At 65.9% G+C, this 25,358-nt stretch carries 5 protein-coding genes and 1 pseudogene; 3 read left to right on the top strand and 3 right to left on the bottom strand.

Annotated features, from left to right (window positions below; genetic code table 11):
• Nucleotides 1-8: 8 nt before the first annotated feature.
• The 3 genes and pseudogenes from NKI17_RS30710 (at nucleotide 9) to NKI17_RS30700 (ending at nucleotide 20,636) form a co-directional block, all read left to right on the top strand.
• Nucleotides 9-11,708 (top strand): hypothetical protein, encoded by an 11,700-nt coding sequence (locus NKI17_RS30710; protein WP_352907256.1) that lies wholly within the window; start codon nucleotides 9-11, stop codon nucleotides 11,706-11,708.
• Nucleotides 11,708-19,231, top strand: coding sequence for a hypothetical protein (locus NKI17_RS30705; RefSeq protein ID WP_352907255.1), 7,524 nt, complete (start codon nucleotides 11,708-11,710; stop codon nucleotides 19,229-19,231). Before NKI17_RS30710 ends, NKI17_RS30705 begins: the two co-directional genes overlap by 1 nt.
• Before the next feature lie 260 nt (nucleotides 19,232-19,491).
• A pseudogene (locus NKI17_RS30700) lies at nucleotides 19,492-20,636 on the top strand (IS3 family transposase).
• A 384-nt stretch (nucleotides 20,637-21,020) separates the two neighbouring features.
• On the opposite strand, the gene NKI17_RS30695 reads toward NKI17_RS30700, so the two are convergent.
• The 3 genes from NKI17_RS30695 to NKI17_RS30685 all read right to left on the bottom strand — a co-directional run bounded on the left by NKI17_RS30695 (nucleotide 21,021) and on the right by NKI17_RS30685 (nucleotide 24,210).
• Nucleotides 21,021-21,488, bottom strand: coding sequence for a hypothetical protein (locus NKI17_RS30695; protein WP_352907254.1), 468 nt, complete (start codon nucleotides 21,486-21,488; stop codon nucleotides 21,021-21,023).
• Between the two features lie 789 nt (nucleotides 21,489-22,277).
• Complete coding sequence (locus NKI17_RS30690; RefSeq protein WP_352907253.1) at nucleotides 22,278-22,640, bottom strand: gluzincin family metallopeptidase; 363 nt, start codon at nucleotides 22,638-22,640, stop codon at nucleotides 22,278-22,280.
• A gap of 481 nt (nucleotides 22,641-23,121) precedes the next feature.
• Entirely contained in the window at nucleotides 23,122-24,210 is a 1,089-nt protein-coding gene (locus tag NKI17_RS30685) for a peptidoglycan-binding domain-containing protein (RefSeq protein ID WP_352907270.1), read from the bottom strand.
• Nucleotides 24,211-25,358: the final 1,148 nt, after the last annotated feature.

Here is a 25,358-nt window from a genome sequence, read left to right as displayed (position 1 = left end):
CGGTGGGCATGTCCGGACCGATCCGGCTTTTCGAAGCTACGGGCTTTGTTGCGCTCGACCTCATTCAATCAGCAGCCGGTGGAAATGACGAGCTGCTGATCACCTCGTCGAAGGCCGGCCAGCAATTCTCGGGGGCACTTCGGCTCGGCACAAAGGTGTCGATTCCGGCCGAGCTGATCGACAATGAAAAGCTGAAGAGCTGGAGCGAGATCCAGCAGACGATCAAGAATTTCCGCGACCAGGCTGAACTTGCGAAAGCAGCCGCTCTCGAGGACTCGCGCGACGCACTGCGCGACGCACTCGCGAGCGCGTCGCTCGACGTGAGCGCTGGAGCGGGCGCCTTCCTCGGGATTGACGGCCTTCCGCTACAAGGCTCAGCCATGATCGAGGCGAGAGTCGTCATTGACCTCCTCGCGCTTGATCCGACACTTGCGCACTCGAACGAAACGCCTGTGCTGACGGCCGTGATGGCGGCGCGCGGAACCGTGAGAGTTGGTCCCGCCACGCGCGGTGCTGCCATGCGTGTCACCGTCGTGTTGACGCGCGGTGGACTGGTCGCGGCGCTGCCGAGCCTTTCCATTGAATCGCTGCCGCAGTTTCCCGCGCTCGACTTCACGTGGCCAAAGATCGCGTGGCCGGAGCTGAGCTGGCCAAGCCTCAACCTTAGCGGACTCGCCCGACTGTTGCGGCTCGATCTGCCGCTTTCCAAGATCGGAGCGTTCGACTCGCCGTTGCGGGTGGAGTGGGCGCAGGCACCCGCCTTCCAGGTCAGCCTCGTCAATCGCAGCCTCGCGATTTCCACTACCCAACGCGGCGCCGGCACGCTGAAGCTCGCGACCGCCGCGAATACGGAAGCGACCCTCGCCGCAATCACCGGCCTCGGCTTGACGCTCACCGCGGACGGCGCTTTTACGGTTGAGGGCGCGGTGACCGCCGCGGCGACGCAGCCGTTCCGACTGCCTCGGATGTTCATCGAGAAGCCCGACCTGCTGCCCTTCACGATCGACATTGAGCCGCCGGAGCTGACGCTGGACCTCGGCGCCGCTTTCGATCTCGCGCAGCCCGCACCCAACCTGACGATCTCGGCAAAGCTCGACCTGCCGCGCCTGCTCATCCGGGCGAAGAGCGAGCCGAACCTGCTGTTCGCGCTCGGCGCCACCTATCGGCAGGATTACGACGCGGCGTCGGGCAGCACCGCGGGTCGGCTGACGCGGCTCGACGTGGTCGAGCCTTATCCAGTGAAGCTGGTGGCGCTCGCCGCGCAAGGCGCGGCCGACGCCGCGCAGGCGCTGATGCGCCTCCTCGCCGCCATTCCGGTGCCGCGCCCCGGCGCGCCGGACTTCGACAAGATCATGGCCCTGCTCGATCGTCTCGCCGACATGATCGCGGCAGCGGCGCGCTGGCTCGCGCGCCAGGCGGGAGGCGTCAAGGATGCCTTGCTCGGGGTCGCCGAGGCAGTCGGCGAGCTGCTCGCGAAAGTCCTGAAGTTCATCCGCGATGCTTTCGTGTCGCTCCCGGCCGCGCATAGTCCCAATCTCGTTGTGGAGGTGCGGCTGGACTCACGCAGCTTCGCGCTGCGCCAGATCATGATCTCGCCCGGCTGGACCGCCCAGCCGCCAACCGAGCCCTGGAAGGCCGAAGCGCTCGGCCTGAGCATCGAAGTCCCTTTCGACTGGTCCCCGGCGCTGCTCGTCGATTTCGACGAACCTGCGGGCGTCGCGCTGCTGGCGGTGCCGCGACAAGGAACGACCCTGAAGATGGGTACCGATCTCTGGCTCGCGCGCGAGTCCGGGATCGAGGCGGTCCGCGAGACGGACCAGGCTGGCGCCCGTCCGGCCCAGCGTCTGATCGAGATCGAGGCCGGCTTTCGCAACCAGCCGAAGGCGATCGCGCTGATCCGGCACGTCAAAGGCAAGGTCTCGTTCCTGCAGGGACTGAAGAACACGGTCGGCAATGCGGCGAACCTCGAACTCGTGACCCTATCGAAACCGCCGCTGAAGGTGGTGCAACTCACCGAGCCGGCCATCTACGAGGACATCGCCCTCGGTCAGATTACGGTCTCGGCGCAGGTTAGCAATGCGGCGAAGCGGCTGTTGCCGTTCCTGCAGGGCACGAAGGAGGCGAGCGGCGCGTCCTTCCTCGACGGGCTCGGCCAGTACATTGAAGTGACGCCGAAGCAGGCGCGGGTCGCGGACAGCACTGTTGAGCTTCCCTTCGCGGCTACGCTCAAGATTGGCGCCTCCCAAGTCGATTTCGAGCTGGTCGTGAGTCTCGATCTAAGAACGTTCACCGTGCGCCTGACGGGCAGCGACAAGATCGACATCTATACGCAGCAGGGGGCGAAGACCGCCACGTTCGATCTACTCGGCCTGAACGGGACCGTGACCGGTGTTCCGGTCGACAACCCGCCGACCAAGTATGCCCTGTTCACGCTCGACCTCACCGGAAAGGACGTGCGGCTCGGCCTTGCCAAAGACGCTCATATCGACCTCACCTACGGCAAGGTCGCGAGCAGCGGCCAGGGCATCGTATTCCGCGTGAATCAGCTCACCATGTCGCGCGGCGGCCTAGACCTCGACGCCCGCGTCGATCCCGAGAAGCCAGTACAGCTTGCAGGAGTCGACATGCCGTTCCGCTTCGCGAGCGGGGCGTTGTCGGTCAAGAGCAGCCAGATCCAGGCCTTCTCGATCACGGGTGCCGGGCAACTGCCGCCCGAGCTGGTCGGCGAAGCCAATGCGACGATCACGATCGCGATGGGCCGCAACCGGAACGGCGAGCTGGTCGTGCAGAGCGCCAAGGCCGAACTCGAGAAATCGGACGGCCCGATCGTCTGCCACGCGACCCGGTTCACATTCACGCTGTCCGCGCTCGGGCTGGAATTCCACGACTTCTCGGGGGAAGGTTCGGGCTATCACTTCTATTTCACGCTCACGGGCAGCGCCGAATTCCGTCCGAACCCTGGCGAGTTCGGCGACGGCCTCCTAAAGAACCTGAAGGGCGTCAGCATCAAGCTCGACAGGGCCCCCCTCGCCCGTGACGTCTCACTACTGCTGCGGGCGATCGAATTCCAGGTCGCGATTGAGCCGAAGAAGACCTTCAACGTCTTCAATCTTTTCACCTTCGAGCTGCGCGGAATCGGCTTCCATCCAGCATCGCCGGCCTTCGACGGCGCACCCGCGATGTCGATCTCGGGGCAGGTCAAATTCGTCGAGGCCGGCGACATGATCAGCCCCAAATTTGACTTCCACAAGCTGTGGATCGCCCCCCCCAAGCGGCGCGACAAGAACGACAAGCCCGGCGAGATCATCGACCATCGGCCGCGCATTCGCTTCGACGGCCTGACGGTCGGCGTGCGCTTCGGCAATGCCATGTCTATCGAGGGCACCGCGATCGCGGTCGACGAGAGCCTGCCGACCCTGACGCGACCCGGCGCGCTGTCGAAGGAGATCACGCCGAAGGGGTTCCTGGCTTCGGGCAAGCTGTCGATCAAGGGATGGGCCGCGATGAGCGCGTCCATGGGCTTCCTCGAGCTAAGGCGCCGCAACGGCGAGCTGCGCCATGCATTCTACCTCTACATTCAGCAGGACGAGCTGTCGATCGAGATCCCGACGCCGGTCGGGCCGATCTATCTGCGCGAGGTCGGTTTCGGTTTCGGCTTCCGCTATACGCTGGCGGCGTTCAAGGCCGCCGACCAGGTGACGGACGTCAAGGGCCTGATCAAGGTCCTCGACGAGATCTCGCGCTACCAGGGTGACTTGCACAATTTCCGCGCCTGGGAGCCCGAGGAGGAAGGCAACCGCCTCACCCTGGCGCTGCGCGGCCTGATCAGCATTGCCACGGCGTCGGAAGAGAAGAGCTACAACGCCAAGGGCGAGAAGGAGCTTGCCAACCCGCTGCTGTTCGACGTGGTGCTGGCGCTGCGCAGCGACCTCACCTTCTTCATGAACGCGCGGGCATGGCTCTGCTTCAACTATGCGGACTGGCACGATTCCAGCCCGCACGATTCGTGGCGCACCCGCCCGACGCTGCGCGGCTACATCTACCTGTCGGTGCCGCGGCGCGAATTCCTCGGCCGCCTGATCGCGGACGGCAAGGGCGAAGTCGGCGCGCACCCGCAGCTGCCGAAGCCGCTCATGGACGCCATGAAGGGTATCCAGTGGTCGGCGACCACCTATATCCGGCCCGGCCTCTTCCATCAGGAATTCGGCTGGCCCTACGAGCTGAAATTCGCGTTCACCAAGGACAATTTTGGCATCGCATGCCAGGGTGGCATGATCCAGCGCATCGAAGACGGCGCGATGCTCTATGGCATCGCCTTCAAGGCGATCGGCTATGCGCGGTTCGGTGGCAGCGTCGGCGGACGCTCCTTCGGCGCCTCGGTCACGGCGCGGGCCGACTTCAGCATCGCGGCGAAATACATCGCCTATGTCTCGGTCACGCGCTTCAAGGACACGCTGTTTTACGGCTCGCTCGCCTTCGACGTGACGATCTCGCTTGAGGTGCGGGTCTGGCTGCGCTTCAAGATCTTCAGCAAGGAGATCGGGATCGAGATAGGCTTCTCGCTGTCGCTGACAATCTCGATCGGGCTCGAGGCGGCGGTCTCCCCCGAGATGATCGCGGCGCGCGGCTCCGCCTCGGTCGGCATCAGCGCCTTCGGCCGCTCCGTGCGGCTCGGCATCGGCTTCTCGATCAATGGCGACGGGCTCGCCACGGCGCGCGCCCGCGTCGAGCGCTTCCTGTCGCTCGGGCTCACGGTTGACGCGCCGGATCCCGAGAAAGGCGCCACGCCCCAGGCCGAACCGCCACGCGGGCCGAAGGCGGTCGACGCCGACCGGGCGCTCGACGAGCAGGTCGAGAAGCACGAGCAGACCAAGGAGCTGCCCGCCCCGGCCGCCGTGCACGGCCGGCCGCTGCAGCCCGCCGGCTACTGGGCGATGCTGTTCCCGGTCGCGGGCGAAACCGACAGCTATGTAATGACCTTCGTGCCGCGCGACCACTCGCCCACGGGGCTCGGGGACAAGCTCCCGATCGAGGCGGCTCCGGGTCAGCGGCTCGGCACCTTCTATCCGCCGCCCTTCAACGCGGTCGGCCTGCAGCTCACGCCCCTCTCCTTTCGCAATGTGACCGCACCGTTCGCGCTCACCCAACTCAGGAGCAACGGCACCGCAGGGCCGCTGCCGGTGCAGGAGGGCACCGGCCTGCCGCTGGAGGACACCGTGGTCGCACGCGGCGACGGACCGGACGAGACGATGAAGCTCTCGCGCTTCCTGGCACAGTGCTTCGTGCCGCTGCACGACACGGAGCCCACGACGCTGGCGGAACTGGCCGAGCCCGCGGGACAGCCGATCGCTCCGGGGCGCGAGCGGCTGCCCGACAGTGCGGAACTCGCTGCGCAGGTGCTCGCCGAGGCGGGACGCGACCAGCTGGGCCTCAATCTAGAGCAACGCTGGGCGACGGAGCTCGAGGAGCGGCGCTCGGCCGCGATCGCGTCCTTTTGCGACTCCGCGGCGCGGCTCGCCGCCGGCGGCCGCTCGGCCTGGACGGTGCCCGCGAAGGAGAACCTGGACGTCCGTCATATGGGGCTGGCCTTCGTGGTCACCGGAGCGGAGCTCGCGACTTGGTTTCCGGCGACGAACGACGGACTGCCGCGCGCGGCAGCTTTTGATCTCGCGGCAACCGAAGCCGCGATCCCGGCGCTGCCGATTGTTCGCACCAGCGTGCATCTCTTCAACCCGCCGGAGCGCATGTTCCGCGAGCGTCGCCCGCGCTTCGCCGAGCTGCTGATCGAGGCGCTGGCGAGCGGCGTCCGTCTCGACTGGGACCTGGAGCCGGCTTTCGGCTCCTCGGGCGGCGTCTGGCACGATCCCGAATACAATCTCAAGCATTACCGCATCGAGCGAACGGTCACGCGGCTCGACGAACTCGACAGTCTGGTGCCGGCGCGCAGCGTGACGACCAAGGCGGCAGCGCCGCTGCGGCTGGTGCGCAATGCCAACAGCGGTGAATTCGAGTGGCGCTTCCTGCGCCCGAATGCGCAATTCGTCGACGACCTCTCGGATCTCTCGATCGAAGCCCGCGCCGCGATCCTGCCGAACATCGCCGAAGCGCCAGCTATGGTAAGCGCCGCGGACGATCCCGTCCTGGCGGAGCTGCTGGACCCGCGCACCAAGGGCCTGGTGCTGCGCTACGTGATCGTGCCGGTGGACACCGCCGGGACGCCCGGAACGCCGACCTATCTCTCGCTGGAGGTGCGGGCCCGCAAGAGGCGCCGGCCGACGGTGAAGCGCGCCACGCTGACCTTCGAGTACGTCGCCGATGATCCGATCCGCGACATCGATGCGACGCAGGTCCTGGTGCCGAAGGTCTCGCTCGGGATTCAAGATCCGCACGTGCAGGAGCCGCCGACGGACGGCACGGCGCCCGCAGCGCCGCATCGCTATGAGCTCCGCGTGCGCCGCGAGCGCGGCGCGCCGGCCGGGCTCTACGGATCGGACGCGATCAGCGATGCGCGTGTACGCCCCTCGGCGGGTGATTTCGCGTTGAAGCGGACCGACGACGCTGACTACGAGCTCACGGTGAAAGACGGGATTCCGCCCGACTTCGAAGATCCGAAGCCGATCGGGGACTCAGGGGCCGCATGGCAGCTCGACTCCAGTACACCATGGACCCGGTTCCTCGCCGACATTCGCGTCAATGTCACGGACCGCGCCGCGCAAGGGCCGCGCGGCGTTCGCTTCGCGATCCGTCCGAAGGTCGGCGCCGGCGAGACGGAGCCGGCCTGGACGACCGTTGACATCATGATGGTGATCCGCGCGCCGAAGGCCGAACGGCCGGCCGTCGCGACACCCACCGAGATATTCGAGCATCCCGTGAGCCTGCAGCCAGCACCCTTGCTCGCGGACGACATGACGGGCGAGGCCGGACGCGTGCTGGTGCTGCAGCCGCCCGTGACGGGGCTGCTCAAGGATCTGCTCGAAGGCACGCAAGCGCCGAAGCACACGCGCGACCCGGGCCGTCGCGTTGCCACGCGGCTGCGCTGGAACGCGACGCCGGTGGCGCCCGACCCGGTGGCGAGCCGCCTCGCGGCGAGCCGCCTCGCACGCTTCATCGCAGGCTTCGATATCGCCGAGATCGACGCCGGCGCCGAGGCGGAAGCCGCGACCAGCGCGCCCGCAGTGACCGCGCTGCGCTACCGGTTCAGCGCGGCGACCGGTGCGGGAGATCCCGGGCCGGGTCTCTTCCGCCTCAACAAGCTCGAGCAGAAGAGCGCGGGCGCGATCTTCATCGCGACGAAGGACCTCGCAGGCGCCGACCAGAGCGCGGTGCTCGACGAATTCGTGAGCGGCTCCGGGACACGGCCCGGCCTGTTCCGCCTCGTATCGGTCGCGGACCCTGGCAAGTGGATTGCCTTCGCGGTGACGGGCCGGACATCCGCGACCGCCTACCGGAGGTTCGACGTCACCTGCACGGACGCGAGCGGCAACAATCCGCTCGCCGCCAATGCCGAGGTGCATCTGATCTACACGCGCGACGCGCCGGCGCGCCCCGTGGCGCGCGTGCAAGCCCTGCCCGCCTCCCTCGCGCGCCTCGACCCCGCCGAGATCACCGACTTCGCCAAGGTGGAGGCGCACTATCCTAGCGAGCGCCTGAGGACCGACAAGGCCGGCGCGGCGCGCCAGGCCGCCTGGTACTCGGCTGCGGAATCCTACCTAGTCTGGCCGCAAGTGACGCTGCGGCGATCGCTGGCGATCAGTGTTGACGAGACGGTCGTCACCGAGCTCTTGTCGCACGGGCAGCCGGACAGGATCCTGGTCACACTGACGATTCCGCCCGCCGGCGAGCTGCCGCTGGCCGCCATCGAACGACCCGGCAGGGCGACTCAGCCCAGCGGCGGATTCCAGCTGGCTTCGCGGACGGCCGCCGGCCTGCGCAGCCTCCTGCAGGAGCTCGTGTGGGACACCAGCCTCCTTCCCGCGAACGCGTTTCCCAAGGACGCGTCGATCAGCGTGACGGCCAGGCGGGGCAGCCACGAGTTGCACAAGGTCACGTGGCAGGTCGATCTCGATCCCGCCCTGCATCCGGTGCTGGCCGACGTGATCGACCTGGTGCGCTACGCCGGAATGCCGGCGCCGGGTCTCTCGGTCTATCGTCGCTACGAGCCGGTGATCGAGCCGCTGCCGAAATCCGCCGCGACCGATGTGGCGCAATGGCTGAGCGAGACGCCGACCCAGCGCGATCCCTTTGGCTGGGGCATCCTGCGCAGCCTCGGGCTTGCCGTCGGTCTTCGGCTCTACGACACCGAGAAGCGCGACTATGCCACTCCGAAGGAGACGCTCGCGCATCTGCGCGCGGCCTTCGACGCGATCCTGCCGCGCTACGCGCCGCTCACCCTCGGGGCGCCGTTCGTCGATCTGATCACCCGGGCGGGCGGCACAATGGCGATCGCCTCCTTCGACGGCGGCACGCCGCCCACCACCGAGGCGGATGTCACAAAGCTCATGGATGAGGACGCGCTTGCGACGACCCAGATCGCGCTACGGCCGGTGGCGGATCGCTTCGTCGCGGGACGCGCGCGCCCCGTCGCCTACTACGCGGTGAAGGCCGCGAGCCCCACCGTCGCCTTCGACATCGACGCGCTCACGCCGCCCGGCACGCATGCCATCGCGGACATCATTGATCTCACATTCGGGCTCGCCAAGCCGCCCACGGTCACGCTGGTGAACCAGAGCCTCCGGGCCGATCCCGAACTCTACAAGGCGTTCGCGGGCGCGCCGGGCGAACGCTGGACATACAAGATCGATGTGCCGCCGTCCTGGCCCGATGGAAGCACGGTCGCGCTGCTGCGCCTGACCCTCTCGACAGGCGACGCGGCGCGCCTCCTTGTGAACGATCCATGGATCACCGGAGCTAACACGGTGCCGATTTCCGCACCCCAGGCCATGCCCAACTTCGAGCCGTTCGGGCGGTTCCCGCAGATGGCGGCGCAGCGCTTCGCGGAGCTGGCGGGGCTTCATCCGGCCGTCGCGGAGGCGTTTGCGACGCTCGAGACTTATGCCACGCGCCGTTTCCCGGGCGGCTGGCCGAAGCCCGCCGATGTCGAAGGGCTGCTCGGCCAGCTGCCGGCCTGGTGCGCGCGCTTCCTCGACCACGGGCCTGCGATGCTCGCAACCACGGATGTGCAATATGCTATCGCGGAGGTGACACGGCCGGATCCGTGGCGCGTGGGCATTGCGTCGGACGGACGCATGGAGGTGCTGTTCACGCACGAGGACCGCAAGCGCCGGCTCAAGCGCTACGCGGTCAAGCCGTTCGGGCGATACGACAACTTCGTCGAAGCGCTGCGGCTCGCGCTGGATAAGAATGCCACACAGACGGCGCATCCCCTCGCGGACCCGTGGAGCGACTATGTCGTTGTCCCTGAGAAGGACGCGCCGCTCGAGGAGAACTTGAGCAACCGCTTCTTAGACATTGTCGTTCCGCGCACCGAGCCGGTCGCACCGCCCGTACTGATCGACGCCCGGCGAATCGAGATCCTTCCACCGGCCAAGAAGCCGGACGGGACGGCGAATCCGGACCGGACGGCGCGGCGCGCACTCGAGTTCCTCTATGCGCGGCATCCGGAGGAGATTCTGTCGGAGGCCAATGTCGCGGTCGAAGGCGCCCTGTCCTTCGAAACCATCTCGGTCGGCCTGTGGCGCGAGTTTCCGATGGAGGGCTGGGCTCAGGATCTCGTGCCGGGCATCGACACGACGGCCGCGTTCGGCGGCTGGGAACAGCCCCATCCGCCTGCCTTGTTCCGCAGTGACGACAAATTCGGCCAGCTCGCCCCGTACACGCCGCCGGCGGAAGACAAGCAACCGGGGCGCGCGCCGGACGGCTGGCGCGGCATTCTCGCGCTGCGCACCGAGACCTTGCCCTATTTCTACCGCATGCATGCGGCGGCCTTCGCGGCCGCCGGCGTCGTGGTATCGAAGCCGGTGGTCGGAACGATCCCCGAAGGCCACTACGATCTCAATCTGCCCTGGAAGGTCGGGCTCTTCGGGCAGTCCTCGCGGCCGCCGACCTGGTCGGTGATCCGGCAACAACGGCCTTCGGTGCACTTCAATCTGCCGCTGGTCCGTTTCGTCGATGGCGTCCCGGAGGCTCATCGCGCCATCTGGCTGCGCCCGGATGCGGTGCCGGCCGTCTTCACGCTTCCGTCCCCCGACGTGCGCTACGAGATCCGCGCCGTCGCGGTCGACGCGACCGGGCGCGAGGCCGCGTCGCCGGAGATCGAGGTGATCGCGGAGCAGAAGCAAGCGGGCGCTGCGACGCCGTCCGGGTACCGGATCAATGCGGTCGGCCCCTTGTTCGACGCACCCGTGCTGGCGACCGGGCTGAAGCCCGCACCGGATGCTGCCGATCCGCGGGTCTGGTGGCTCGACGCGACCGCGTCGCTGAAAGGATCCGAAGCCGAGGTGGTGGAGCGCTTCCAGCCGCTGATCGAGCCCGTCGAGATCGGCGGCGCACCCGTCGATCCGCTCGCGCGGTTCGAGATATCGTCGCCACAGTTCGCCGACTGGGTCCGTGTGGCGCCGACCGCCGCGGCGGTCGTGACGCTGATGCCTCCCGCGGACACGGCGGTGGGTTGGAGCGGCTTCCAGGCCGAGGCCGCGCAATGGCGCGATCTGTGTGATCCATATCGCGCGGTGAGCGCCGCAGCCCAGGCGATCTTCGATCTGCTGGCCGATGCGGCCGCAAATGCGAGCCGCAACTGGTGGCAGGCCAAGGGATGGGTCGCCGGCAACGGCACACTGCGGGAGGGCCTGACCACGATCGAAGATCTCGCGGCAGGGGTTCCGCGCCTGACCGGCGGCCGACCCGCCAGCATTCGCATCGAGGCGGCGGCGAACGCCGCGTGGTCGTGGGCGGTACCGCAAGATGCGGGTCTCGACGCGCGTCAGGCCATCGGACGGCTCGTGCCCAGTCTGCTGGATACCGGCTACACGGCCGAGCAGTTCGCCTCGGGCGTGCGCGACCCGATCCGCCGGGAGATGCGCGCGCTGCTCGTGCGACGCAAGGAGGCGGCAAGCCGCCATGCCTGGCAGGAGGGCGGCAGGACGTTCGCCATACCGGGCTTCGCCATGGACCTCCCGAAAAGCCTGCACACTGCGGCACTGCGCCTCGGGCGGCATGCAAGAGGCGGCGTCCCGCAGCTGCCGCGCGCGATCGACGTGGTGGCGCTGGTCACGGTGCCGACCGCGAACGCGACGCTGGACCAGGTGACGACGCTGCTCCGCGCGGCCGAGAGCGCCGCCGACGCGGCGCTGACCCTCGTCGATCTCGGTCCGCTCGAGGACGATCCGGCCACGTGGCTGCAGCCCGGCCGCACGCTCGACATTCACGTTCCGTGCAGCGCGCTGCCCGATCCGGGCGGCTCGCCCCTCGCCACAATCCTCGCAGCGCTGGGCGCTGCGGATCCGCAGCGCGCCGTGTCGCTCCTGCTTCGGATGCCGCCCGATGACGCGGAGCGCGAGAAGCTGATCGCAGCCGCGAACGACGCTCTGAGCCACGACCCTCCGGCGCGCCAGGCGCTCATCGCCACGGCCTTCGACGCCATGGCGGAGCAGATTTTCGGGGCTGGTCGCCGGCCCTGCTTAAAGGTCTTCCACGGCCGCACCGAGCCACAAATCGATGTGGTCGCGCCGGCCAAGTTCGGGGGCGCCTGATGCCTGATTCGATGATCGATTTTCGCCAGGTGCAGTTGCTCGGGCCCGAGCGGGACAAGACCACACGGGTCTGGCGCGCGCAGCTGCAGCTCGCGCATCCGCTGCGGGCGAGCGGCCAGGACGCCATCATCCGCAACCATTCGATGCGCCTGCTCGCCCAGCGCGCCGAGCCGGCCACGCAAGCGATCGAGCAGCGGCTCCCGGTGGTTTTCCACGAGCCGGTGCTGCTGGCGGCGGCGACCACCACCGAAAGCAATGTCGGCGCCGATCCCACGGTCGACATTCTCGGTGCGTCCTTCGCGCCGGTCGAATTGAAGGTTGCGGACGGATGGCGCATCTATTCCGAGGTCCGGCTGGTGCCGGCGAGCGACTGGCCGCCCGCCGCCGGATTCAGACCATCGACGACCGGCGCATTCGAGCTGAGCGCGCCCCCGTTCTGCGTCACCCAAGGCGCTATCCGCGTCGGCTATGCGCCGCGACTGGACCGCGAGCCGGAGGCCAAGCGGCTGTCGCACCGCATCGGCTTGACGATTCCGACGAGCGGCCCAGCGACGATTTTCGGCAGCCTCCGCATTGCCCAGACCAAGACTGTCAAAAGCTATGGATCGCCCCCCCGCACCCTGCCCGCGATTGCGTTCGATCTCACGCCTGACGGGGTGGAGTTCTTGCTCGACGTGCCGAGCCCCTTCGCGCTGGTGGAGACGTGGCTGACGCTGCGGCTGCGCCTGGAGGCCACGGGCGACCAGACCAATCCCGAGATGGTGCTGCGGCTGGTCGGCGGCAAAGCCGGCGATCTCGCCGACCTCTCGCGCGGTTTCGCTTGGATGTCCCATGACTTGGCGGAACGCGAAGGCGCTATAGTGCTGCAGGTCCGTGATGCGAAGGTGCCGCCGCTGATGTGGCCGCTCGAGTTCAAGAACGGGGTCTATACGGCAACCGGCCCCGTGCCGGCGGTGCGCGTCACACCCGACGGGATCATCGCGCGGCTGCTTACGCCGCAGGACATCGACGGCGGCGAGATGGGCGTTGCCGAGCTCTTGCGGCCGCGCGCCGTGCTGCGCGCGCGCGAACTCGCTGACCCGCTCCGTCTCACGGTCGAGTCGGCGTCCGGCGAGGCCGCCGGCACGGTGCCGGCGGGCGCCCATGTGACATTGACCTGGACGCAGGCGGCCGGCGCGAGCGGCCTCGAGCTCCAGCCCGACAAGGTGCAGATCGCGGGATCGGCGACCACGGCCGAATTCGCGGGCACGGTGGACACCGGCGCGCTCGCAGACCGCCTCGCCGACCTGTGGAGCAGCACGCTCGCGGCCGCGGACCAGCGGTCGCCTTTTGCCTTCATCGCGCTGGAGCGCGGCTGGCTGCAGCTCCCGCTGCCCTTGCCGAAGGACCGGAGACCGCCCACGGTACGCGCACGATCCGCCTTCAACGGTTTCGTCCGCGTCGATATCCCGTGCGCCGCGACCGCAGTCGGGCCGGCGCTGCGCCAGACATTGCCGGGCCTCGACATCGTGTCGGCCCGGCGCGTGACGGCGGACATCACCTGGGACATGCCGTTTCAATCCTCGACGCGAGGCATCGCCGTCAAGCTCGAAGGTGCCGCTGGTACGGTGAGCGGATTGCTGTGGGCCGGCGAGGCGAGCCCGACGCCGGTCGAGATCCTGCCCTCGCTCGCGGCGGGACCGGCCGCATTGGCGAGCGTGCCGATCATGTTCGGCAACTCCGACGAGTCCGGATGGCGCCTCAAGGTGACCATGGCTGACAGCCAGGCGCAGACGATCGAGCTTGCCAAGCCGGCCGACCGGCCGACGCTCGCCTGGCTCGCTCATGACAGCCAGGCGCTGGTTTCGGCCGTCGCCATGACGCGCACCGCCGAGAATGCGCTGCGTCCCTCGACAACGCGCGAGCTGGTTCCGATCGAGGTCAAGGCGGACACGCTCCGGCTCACCTTCGACGACCTCCGGCTTCCGCGCTTGACGACTGCGAGCGCGACGCCTCACGGCATCGATACCTGGCACTGGCCGTGGCCGCCCCTCAAGGCATTGCGGGCGGGCGCGACGTCCTCGTCGCCTGTCGAGGCCGCGGGCGTGCCGCTGGTCTCGCTGACGGCGTCCGGGATCGAGTTCACGGCCGCAGACGGATTGTCGTCGGGGTTTCCGGCTTTGCGCTTCTCGCTGCGCTACGACCTTCCGCTGCTCGACGAATTGTTTGCCAATGCCAAGGCGCCCGAGCCGAAGCCGGAAAAAAAGGCTGACCCGAATGCGCCAGAGGTGCTCCCAACCGAGATGCCTCCGACGGCCCTCGATCTGCCGCGACTCGCGGAGGCTTGGACCGAGAATGCCTGCCGCCTCGCCCGCGCGCGCACCGATGCAGATCGGGTGATCTTGTCAGGGAGCGACGACACGCCAACGCTGTGGCACGCGGTGGGCGGCGACGTGATGAACACGCGCGTGGACGGCCTGTTCGAGCCCTATAGCTGGAAGCCGGGCATCGTCGCTTTCCGCGGTCGGCAGGGTGCCCTCGATCTCGATCTCGGCACTTATGAGTTGGGCGAAGGCCAATGGCGCTTCGGGGCGGCGACGCTCGACGGCTTCGGGGGCCAATTCGCGATCAATGGCAATGCACTCACCTTGACTCAGAACGGGGTCGTGAAGGTCGACGGCTTCGCGGCCGATACGCTGAGCGACGGAACCTGGCGCCAGGACACCCGCGGCCTCGCATTGGCGGCCGAAAGCACGTCCGGCCTGCTGTCGTACCGCGAAGCACGGCTGCACGGGCCAGCGGCCACGAGCATCATGCGGCTGGCGACGCGCGCGGAGCCGATATCGGTCAAGATCGGTACCGCGGACGCGCTGTTCTGGTTCCGCGACCTCCCGCTCAAGGCCGATGTGGGTAAGCTCACCTTCGATCCGTCGGGAGGACTGGAGACCGCGCCCGGCCCCGATCCGGCCGCCCTCGGCAGCCGACAGCTGCCGGCGGCGCTCTATGAATGGCGCTTCTGCCCCAACAATCAGGCGAGCTACGAGCTGGCGCTCGGCGGTCCGTTGGCCTTCAGGCCGCTGCGGCTGGCTGCCCTGGAGCTCAATCCCGACGGAACGCCGATCCAGCTCGAGGTGGTCGGATCGGTGCAGATCGCGCTCGCGTCCCACGATACCAACGCGGCGGGCGAGCCATTCGGCCCAGAGCGCGCCTATGCGACCGGCAACCTGGTGCGCCTTCGATTTACAACCTCGGGTCAAGACCTCGTGCTGGCGGGCATCGAGCGGGTCGCCTATGACGCGAACACCCGTTCGTTCAAGAGCGCCACGACGCCGCTCTCGTTCGTCGTCGAGACGGAGGTGGCAACTCGTCCGGGCGCAGGCGCATCCGCCCAGCGCGTGCGGGGCGACATCAGACTCCATGTCGCGAGCGAGACCATCGGCACACTGCCAAAGCTCACCAAGACCGAGTTTCACATCCGGCTGTTCGGGCAGGACTGCCGGCTCTCCACCGAGACGACGTCGATCGACGCGGCGGGACTGCATGCGACCTTCTCGGGCAAGCCCGGAGATGTTCTGGCGCTGAGCGAGCTCACCTTCGACTGGGGCAAGGCGCCTGACGAGCTTCCGCGCCTCGCGATCGGCGTCGGCAGCCTCGAAGCACCGCTGCACGCCGGCCCGACGGCGCCACGCGCATTCGAACGCCGTTACGGCGCGGCGCTTGACATGGCCTGGCTCAACCTGAAGACGCTGAAGGCTGAGGAAAAGATCGATCACGCCAACGGCGTGGTGACGATCGCGGTCGAGAGCGACCTCGCCGCCGACACGAGTCTATTCCGCGGGCTCCTGCTTCCGGCTGGAAAGCTGCGCGCCAGCATCGCGCTGGTCTTCCGCTCGTCGTCTGCGGTGTGGCCAGCGCCGGAGCTCGGCTCCGCCATCGCGGAGTTCGTCTTCGACGCCGCGCAGGCCTCGACGCCGACATCGCAGCGTGTCACGGCCGTGCGCCATCGTCATATCGGTGACTTCGACGCGGGCGTGCCGGGCAAGATCGTCTGGAGCTCGCGCCTCCTGATCGATGCCCTGTTCGAGTCGAGCCGGAGCACGATCGAATGGCCGGTCGGCGGCCTGACGCTTGCTACGACGTTCAATCCGAAGCCGGACAAGCCCGAGACCTGGAAGACGGAGCTTCGCGCCACCCCGGGCGCGCTCGTCCTCGAGCACCACGTCCGGCCGCGACTCTGTGCCCACGAACTCCAGGTGGAGAGTCTGGTGCGCGAGAAAGACGAGATCGTGCTCGATCGCCCATGGCGCATCCGCGCGGCCGTCGATCACGTCATTGCGCCGCAGGGGCATGCGCCCTGGCCCAGCGCGGGCACCGGCCAGCTCGCGTGGTCCTCCATCGACGAGGTCGCGCTGATCGATATGGGCCGCCTCGTACAGGCGGCGCGAACCGACGCGAAGGTGCCGCCCGGCCGCGAAGAGCCTTACGCATTCCTCGCGCGCTACCAGGTGGGCCACGAGGAAATTCGCATCGCCGGCGTCGTCCGCCGCACCCTGGCTGGCGCGGGTTTCCCGGTGCGTCGGATTCTGAGGGCCGTGCGCGATGTATATCCGGCGCCCGAAAACGCTCCCAAGAGCCTGTTGCTGACGGGCGCCAGCGTGACCGATATCGCGATCCCCAATGCGGCCCTCGACGCGCCGAGCGAGCGCGCCCTCGGCGTGACCCTGGTGCCGCAATGGATCCTGCCCTGGGCCGCGAGCAAGACCGCCGACCTGGCCGGCAGCATCCGGCCGCTGGATCGGATTCCGCAGATCGACGCGCAACCGCAGAGCTACGAAATCTCAGCCTATGACGCAGCAGGCGGTACGCCGCGTCCGCTCGACAGTGCGTTCGCCACATCGCTCGGCGCGCAGGACGGCACGCAGAGCCTGATCGAGACGCGGCTGCGCGCGCTCGCGGGCGATGAGCCGCTTGTTCACCTGACGCCCGTCGACCAGACCTTCCTGGTTCGGCCCGATCCGACCATCATCGATGCGAGCCTGCTTGCACGCGACGACGATCCACCGCTGCTCACGCGTCCGCTCATGGTCCGTACGCTGCTGGCGCTGAAGACCGTCACGGACCGCTTTGCCATGGCCGGGGCGCAGACCTGGCGCGAAGGCATCGCCTGCGTGGTGGGCCGCACGGATAGAGGCCGCGAGATCCGTGTCGCGGTGAGCGCCTGGCCGGAAGACGCAGCACCGCAGGAGGTAGCCTCGCCGGCCGTCACGCTGATGATGATGGACCGCGAGGGCGTGAAGATCGAAGTGCTGCCGGATGCTTTGGCTGCGACGCTGGTGGATCCGGCAGGGCCGGGGCTGCTCGCGGACGGCGGCGAGCGGGCGGACGCGATGCTGCGCGCTCTCAGCCTCAGCGCCGACCCACTTCTCGTCGTGCTAGCCCGGATGGATCCGAGCTACATGTCGATCCGCATTCGCGAGGCGCGCGGGGACTTGTCGAATCGGACCGGCGGTCCGGCCGAGCTGCGGGCGCTTCCGCCGCATGTCGGCTGGGCACTCATCCCGGCGCCGCCTGCCACCCTCGCGCAGGTGCAACGGCGCGTGCTGCGCGAGCGCGCCGAGACGCTCTATGCCTCGGCCGCGCTCGGATGGCCGCAGGCCCGCGACACGGCGGAGCTCGCGTCGGCACATGCGCGGCTCGGAGACGAGGAAGTCCGCCGCGCAAAGGAGGCTTGGGCGGGCCGCGTGCGCAGCCTCGCCTGGCCCGCCAAGGCGTGGGCGGGAGAAGAGTCGCCGGGACAAAAAGAAGAGTTCAAGACAGCCCCATTCGTCGCCATGGGCCAGCGCGTGGCGCTGCGGCGCGCGGCGACCCGCAACCTGCGCACGCCGCCCGACCGCGTGTCGGTTATCGCGCCGCCGCGCGCCCGGGCTCCGGTCACGAAGGCGCTATGCGAGGCGTTGGATCCCGCGCGAACGCCCTCCGAGTCGCGGCGGTCACGGCTCGCCCCGATGCTGCCTGGCGGACTCGAAATCACCATCACGGGACAACGACCCGGAGTACTGCTGACGCAGCATGAGGGCATGCTGCTGGCAAGCGAAGACACTCGCTTCGATTCCGACTTCGATCGGTTCGGTCGTCCGGCGTCGCGCGGACCTCTCTTGGTCCGCCAGGTGCGCGCGCCGCGCTCGTCCGCCTTGCCCGAAGAGGCGGATCTGGGCGAACGCCGCAAGACCTTCGTGGCCCTGGACGAAAAGACGGGCAAGGACCTGAAGCCATTCAAGCTCATGCAAGGGCCGTCGCTGGTGGTACGCTACGAGGCGAACGGACCGGCGGCGATCACGTTCCGCTTCGCGGCACCGAACTTCGGCTTGCTTGCGTCGGACTGGACCCGCGAACTCACTTTGGTCGCCAGCGTGCCAGCGGGATCGGCGCGTGACGCCCTGGCGCGCATCGGACTTCTAGTCGAAGAGCAGCCCCCTGCGGTTCCTCCGGCTCGGAAGCTTCGCGCGCAGCTCGAGGTCGGCACCACCTCGGTCGACATGACGACACTGTCGTGGCGCGAGACGAGTCCGACCTCCATCCTCTTAACCTTCAGGGCACACGACGATTTCGAGCTGGTGCGCACGGCCTTGCGCCGCGCGTCCGCCGACACGCCGGTCCGCTTCACGATCCGCTGCCGGGCGGTCGGCGCGCCGCCGCCGACCAATGCGGATATCGTGCTCGGCACGAAGAATACGACAGACCCGCTCATTCCCGGTCCGCCACGGGTTCTCACCTTCGAGCTGCCGCATGTGCCGGCCGAGCGGCGCTGGATTCCGGTCTCGAGGTTCACGCTCGCATTCGGCGATCCCGCCTATGACCGCGAGCTCGGCAGCCCGACGTGGACGGTGAAAACCGCGATCGCCGACGTGCCGTATACGCTCGCAACAGATCGCGTCGAATACGACCGGTCGGCAACACTTCACTTCGCATTCTGGAAAGGCGAAGGCGAGCCTGCTCTCGGAGTTTGGGAGCTGGAGGTCGCGGTGCAGCCACGCAATGGCGCCCCGGGGCGCACGTTAAAAATCACGGGGATCAGCCCGCCAGCCGGGACTCGTTACGAGGTGCTTAGCAAGGCGCCGTATGCGATCCCGATTCCGGCGCTGCGGGAGGCGGATGACACGCCGGCCCAGCTGTTGCCCGGCGATCGGCTCGCGATTACCGCAGTCGGCCCCGGGGGCGAACTCTCGATCACGGTCGGCCTGGTCGCCGAGCAGGTGCTGCCACCGCCGGCCGCAACTTATGGCCTCGCCGTGCTGCGCGGGGGCGCTTCCGTGGCAACCGCCCTCTTCGCCACGGCCCCGCTGCCGCAGATCATCGAGTTTCCGGAGCTGCTCGCGGACCTGATGGCCGGCCATGTGCGCCGCCGCGCGCTCTTCCTCTGGCCGTTCGCAACGTCGCGGCTACCAGATCCCGGCGCGCCCTATGCGTATCTGGTCAAGGTCGACCGCACTGGTGGCGGCCAGCTTCCAGATTCGCGGGCTGATTTCCTTCCGTATGAAATATGATCCCATAGTGTAGGAGTTGCACTTCACCCTCGTGGAACAGGGGCGCATAAGCGTCGTAGCAGTACCACCACCAGAAGGAGGCCCAGTGCCGCAGTATGCGTTACGATCTTTCCAACTTGAGCCCGCAGTCATTCCAACGCCTCGACGAGACGTTGGCGATTGCAGAGATGGGACCTGGATGCGACGTGTGAACTGGCCCCCGTTTCGACCGGACAGTCGGCATAACGCGGAGGCTTGAGGCTATCCTCAAGCACAGGCTTATGGCTGACGATTATCGACGGATCGAACTGATCACCGGTGAGGCACGCCGCCGACACTGGACGACCGAGCAGAAGCTGCAGATCATCGAGGAGAGTTTCCTCCCGGGCGAGACGGTGTCGTCTATCGCCCGGCGACGTGGCGTCGCGCCGAATCTCCTTTATCGTTGGTGACGGAAGGCGGAGCGGCTGCGGTGGGATCGGACGAGCCTGTGGTCGGGAGTTCGGAAGTGCGACGGCTCGAAGAGCGCGTTCGCGACCTTGAGCGGCTGCTCGGCCGCAAGAGGATCGAGGTCGAGATCCTGAAGGAGGCTCTGGCCCGTTCGGAGTCAAAAAACCGAGCTTGCGGCTCTTGTCGCAGCCGAAGGACGCTTCCCGATGAAGGCCGTTGCCGAGGCCCTCGGGGTGGCCCGTTCGCATCTCCATGACAAGGTGCATCTCGCACCGAAGCCGCGCGGGCCATATCGCAAACCCGGGGACGACATCTTGGTGCAACTGGTTCGCCGCCTAGTCGACGAGCGTCCGACCTATGGCTATCGCCGCATTACCGCCCAGGCGAACAGGGAACGCGCCAAGGCTGGTGAGCCGACCGTCAACCACAAGCGCGTCTTTCGGATCATGCGCAAGAACAGCATGCTGCTCGCCAAGCACACCGGCCGCAGGACCGGCCGCGCCCACGACGGCAAAGTCATCGTCATGCGCTCGAACCTGCGCTGGTGTTCCGATGGCTTTGAGATCGGCTGCTGGAACGGAGACGTGATCCGGATCGCCTTCATCATCGATGCCCATGACCGCGAGATCATCGCATGGCATGCCGGCGTCGGATCGGGCATCAGCGGCAGCATGGTCCGCGACATGATGCTGGAGGCCGTCGAGAGCAGGTTCGGCGCCCTCCAGTCGCCGGCGCCGCTCGAATGGCTGACAGACAATGGCAGCGCCTATACCGCCAAGGAGACGCGCGACTTCGCGGCTGCGCTCAATCTCATTGCCTGCTTCACTCCCGTTCAAAGCCCGGAGTCGAACGGCATATCGGAGAGCTTCGTCAAAACCTTCAAACGCGACTATGTTCGCATCAATCCCTTGCCGGATGCGGTCTAGCGCTCGGCAAGATCGCCGGATGGTTCGAGGATTTAAATCCTGTTTCATAACACCCATCTGTCTATGTCGTTGAAGTGAATAGGTTTTGCTGATCTGGATGCGATCCCGTGGGGTCTTTTTGGGTTTGCCGCGCGCGATGAACGATGCGCTGTGCCGCCGGTTCGCCAAGCGTTGATCGGCTGAAGACCCATGGACCATCCGGCAGAGGATGAACGCCTTCGATCTCGCCCGCCTCGGCGGCGAGCCTGAGGGTCTTCGGTGCAACGCCGAGAAGGCGCGCCGCCTTGTTCAGGTTAAGCTATGGCTCTTAGCCGTCCGCCGCTGGCCGGAAGACAGGGATCTTATATGATGCGACCTGTGGGCGGTGACCCGCTCGCGTGTCCATCGATTGCCGTGGCCGGTCACCAGTCCATTGCGGTTGAGGATGCCAGCAATCAGATCATCATTGGCGATGAGCACCAGTTGGCGGACGGCCGCGATGATATCGCCGGACGTGCTGTGCGCTGTCCACGGCGCCGCTTCGGCAGGCGCAGTTCAGTATGGACGCCGCCAACCCAATGGATCAGAAGAACGATCTCTGACGCTTCGTCATCGATATCGGCGACCACCTCCCGGATGACGGTGCGAACGATGCGCTTCTTGAGCCTTGCATTCGTCGGCGCCGCCCACACAGCCTTGAGATCGGCGGCGAGCGCGGTGACGTGTATTGGCGACAGAAGTGATGGCTCCGATGTCGAGGCATCATGCGCGGCAATCCTGCTCTCGATCTCGCCGAAAGGCGTAAGCGCCCGGTTCCATCGCAACTCCAGTTCCGCCGCGACCAGCCGGTTCTGCGGATCGATGGCGTCGTATTGCCGGAACGCCCGATCGGCGTTGTAGCGTGCCGCCTCGCGATCGCGCATCAGAGCATCTCGGACCTGATCCTGGATGAATGTTCAGTGGCAGGTCAGCCTCTGCCGCCGCCGACGAGAAAGGATTGAGCCCAGCAACACCGGCACTGACGTCTATCGAATCTTCGGCCTGCTTGAGGATCGGCTTGAGGAATGTGTCCCTCAGATTGGTCACGCGACCCTCGCCGTCGTAGTCAAAACCGTGATAGGCGAGCGCCAACGCGGCTGCAGTCATCGATCCGCCCGAAACGCTTGAGACGCGGTCGAGCTTGCCTAGATGAGTTGGCGGATGTCCTGGCCGTCTGGACCCGCTCGGCGCGTAGCGCGTACCGAATGAACTTCGACAGCCGGATACGCCCTTTTCCTTCCATAATTTCTTTCCGGCCAGCGTGAGACGGTTGCCAGACGGCCGCGCTCGCGCAATTTTTCATTGAATTTGACGCCGCAGGTCCGCTGCCATTTCGCATCCTCGGGGTCGTAAAACCAAGAGGCAAATTTCTTACGATTAGTTTCGGCGAGGGCCGTCGCCTCGCTCCGCAGGGACCAAATCGAAGTCTGCCGTAATCAGTGCGCGAAGGAACTCCCCGAAACGGATGTCGACTGGTGGCAAATAGTCCAGCGCCCGAATGCACATTCGCAAGACATGGTCTGCGCTCTTCACGGCCTCGCGTGTCAGCCGCGCTGCCAGGTCCGGGTGCAAGTCGTGACCTACACCCTTTTCCACACTGACATTCGCAATTCGCAGTAGGTCAGTCGTCCTTCGACGGTATATGGTCAGGAATGCATCGAAGATTGCGGCGACTAGCACCGCTCCGCGCTCGTGGGGCTCCACCAACGATTGTAGCAATGTGGAATCTGGCATGCCGTTGATCTTGTCATCGATGGCTTCGCCAGGGCTCCCGAATGCCCCATGGCAGCGCCAAATTGTTTTGCAAGCCCGCTCATGAGCGTGCGCTCATCTAACCTGCCGCCATTGACCGAAATCTCATTGTAGACCGCCTCGCTGAGCGTAAAATGCGAAAGCAGCGCGACGATATCGGCGAACGCTTCGTGAAACGCGAGACTGTCGACGCTTGTTGCCTCGGTGTAGCGCCGGTGCAGTCCGTCGAGAATTGCGTGTGTGGTTTCATGCGCCACGACGTCGTGGGAGAGCGCGGTGAACACCCAATTGGCGCCGGTGTCTCGGGCGGAGCTTCTGAAATAGCCAAAAAGCAAGGCTTTCTTTTCGGGACTGTAGTAAGCGTTGGGCTCCCGCAGGGCATGCGGCTATCGGGTTCCACAAAGGGGACCACAGGATCACGCGGCCAAGAGCTCGCTCGAAGGCGCGGATGGTTTTCATGGCGACTGCAAAAACCATTTGTTGATGGAATCGTGGATCTCCTTCGGAGGGTCGTAGCCCGTCTTGCGCCAGAAGAAATGGGTCGTTCAAATCGACAGGGTCATAGAATTCGCCACTCACCGGATCGATATCGATGACCCGTAGATACGAATTGACAGGCCCAGCCGCCAAGGGTTCGTCAAGTTCTTCTTGCTCCCATGGCAATGAGATAGTCGCAACGTTGAATGAGGCATTTCAAGTCGCGTCGATGCTTGAGGGTCAAAGGCATAAACCTGCAAATGTCTCATCGGCGGTCGAGGATAGCTGCTATTTTTCACTGATTTCCCCTCCCTCGGTCGGACACGCGGAAAGCGACCTATCGATCCGCAACGCCGTTTGCCCAGCCGCAAGCCTAGCAATGTCGATCACAACGTCGTCCTCAAGTCGATGATGGCCCCGGGAGCGAAGGTAGAGCCGGGCGCTGTCCGAGCTTGTTGAAGCGTTCATTGATGTCGAAAGCGCTTCCGAAGCCATGGTTGCTGAGCGTCGTCCGGCTTCCCCTGACGAAACGCGGCACGAAGGAGCCGTCATAGACCAGCACTCGATCGAGGAGCTTGGCTTTTCCCAATCCGCCCAAAGGTCCTGGAGTTGCCTCGCAGCGAAACGATGGAACTGTATTGTTTTCGGGGCGGAGGCGCCGAGGGCGGCGCGAAGTTGAGGAATCGGAACGCTGACGATATTGTCCGTTTCCCAAGTGCCCAAGATTCGAATGGCCTCAGCGTTTCCCGGCCGCGGCGCCGGCACGAAATCATAGTGGCCGAAGACCGCCTCGCGCTGCGTATTGCTGACGAGCGGCGAGAAACCCCGCTGCGGTGGGAAATTAGAACTGGTCTCGTCGTCAGCGGGTTCCTCGATCAGTTCGAGGCGCATTGAAGCCGCTTTGAGCAGCGTTTCGCGGCCGGCAACGCCGTCGGCGGCGAGCTTCGCCTTCTGCTGGACAGCAATGGTCGCATCGCGCGTATGCTCGCCGAAGGTTCCATCGATAACGCCCGGATCGAAACCTTGGCCCTTAAGGAAGGTTTGCCATGCCATCACGCGCGCACCTGACATGCCGACGCGCAAGGCCGACATTGTCGCAGACACGCGTGCATCACCGAGCGGCGATCCCGAAACTCCCGCTAAACCAAGCACCGTGGCTGGCGCCGCCATGGAGAATGGTGAGGACGGAGCCCCCACCATCACCGGAAAAGTCTTGGCGACTTCAAGTGCGTTGTTCCAACGACTGACAAGTCCTTTCCAGAATTTGCTCTTCTCATCGCGGCGGGCGACGTCGCGCTCATATTTCTCGCGGGCAGCCCGCAACCTGACGAGAAGTCCCGTCGCGTCACCTTCCGCCGCTTTCTCCGCATTGAGCATCGCCAATTGTTCGGCTTTGCGCTTTGCATGCTGCCCACTCCATAGTATCGTGGCAATCTAAAGTATTGACTTCAAAACGAAATAATATTTTGCTTGTCCACTGGCGATGTTGTCTGACACGCGGTAACCACCCTAGAGCGGGTTAGTGGGGACGACCATCATTTGCTTCGTTCCGATGTCTCAACAGCAGTCGGCACCGAACTTGAGGTACCATCAAAGACGAGACCACTTACCTGTCTTTGCGGTGCCTAGCTTATGAGCATCTTCAGCGAAAGCGGTAGTAGAAGCGATCCAAGGGTTGAGTTCTTCGTCACTTAACCACCCGCGTAGTCGATATACGGCCGCTCAGTTGGGTTGCCGCCGCCATTGCTTGCGCTCAGGAGCACAACGTCCATATGGGCTTCACCAGCGTCCGCGAAGTAACGTCGCCGCACTGGCGGCGCGGGCTCTACCCAGGTGTTCCTGCACGATCATTCACTTGCGAGCGCACCGCGGGGTACCAGATGCGCCCGAAACAGTTGCTGCAGTGTTGTCCGAGTGCACGTTCTTAGAAGACTTTTGGTCAACGTCATCCTCTCCAGAGACTGTTTGCTTAGTAAAATTTGAGTCCTGAAGATCGTATATGCATGCCCAATTGCATCTTACCGCGTAATCGTCATCATTGCTGATCCCAACGCTTATTTTTGCTGTACTTCCCGAATTCTCGTAGTGACAATCAATCGTTTGACCGGCAACCGATGCCTCTGGCAACGAAATCAACATATAAGATCCGAGAATGAAAAGAGTGTATTTGGTACAGAGCCTCTGCATATTTTCCTCCGTCTCTTATGCCTAATTTGTCTCACTAGTCCTTTTGGATGTTATCTGAGCGCCTCGTTTTGCTCCGTTTGTAAACCGCACGCGTTATACTTGCAAGTGCCTTCGACTTTGCAACCGCGCCCTGACGTGCGGCGACTTCACTCGACTGCATTCCATCCGATATTACATTCAGACTTCGAGCCGAACCGCAAAGCGTGGGCCGGATTCGTGCCAAAGTGAGGCATCGGATATTCCCCTGGTCGCCGTCTGGCCTTTCCATTTTAGGTTCGCCTTCGAAGCTGGCCCTGGGCAGAACCTAAATTTCCTCCACCCGGACCGCATGTGAAATC

The organism is Mesorhizobium sp. M0816, assembly GCF_040320005.1.
In the GTDB taxonomy this organism is placed as follows: Bacteria; Pseudomonadota; Alphaproteobacteria; order Rhizobiales; family Rhizobiaceae; genus Mesorhizobium.
Note: the sequence above shows the minus strand (reverse complement) of the source record. Positions and strands in the feature narration are given on the sequence as shown.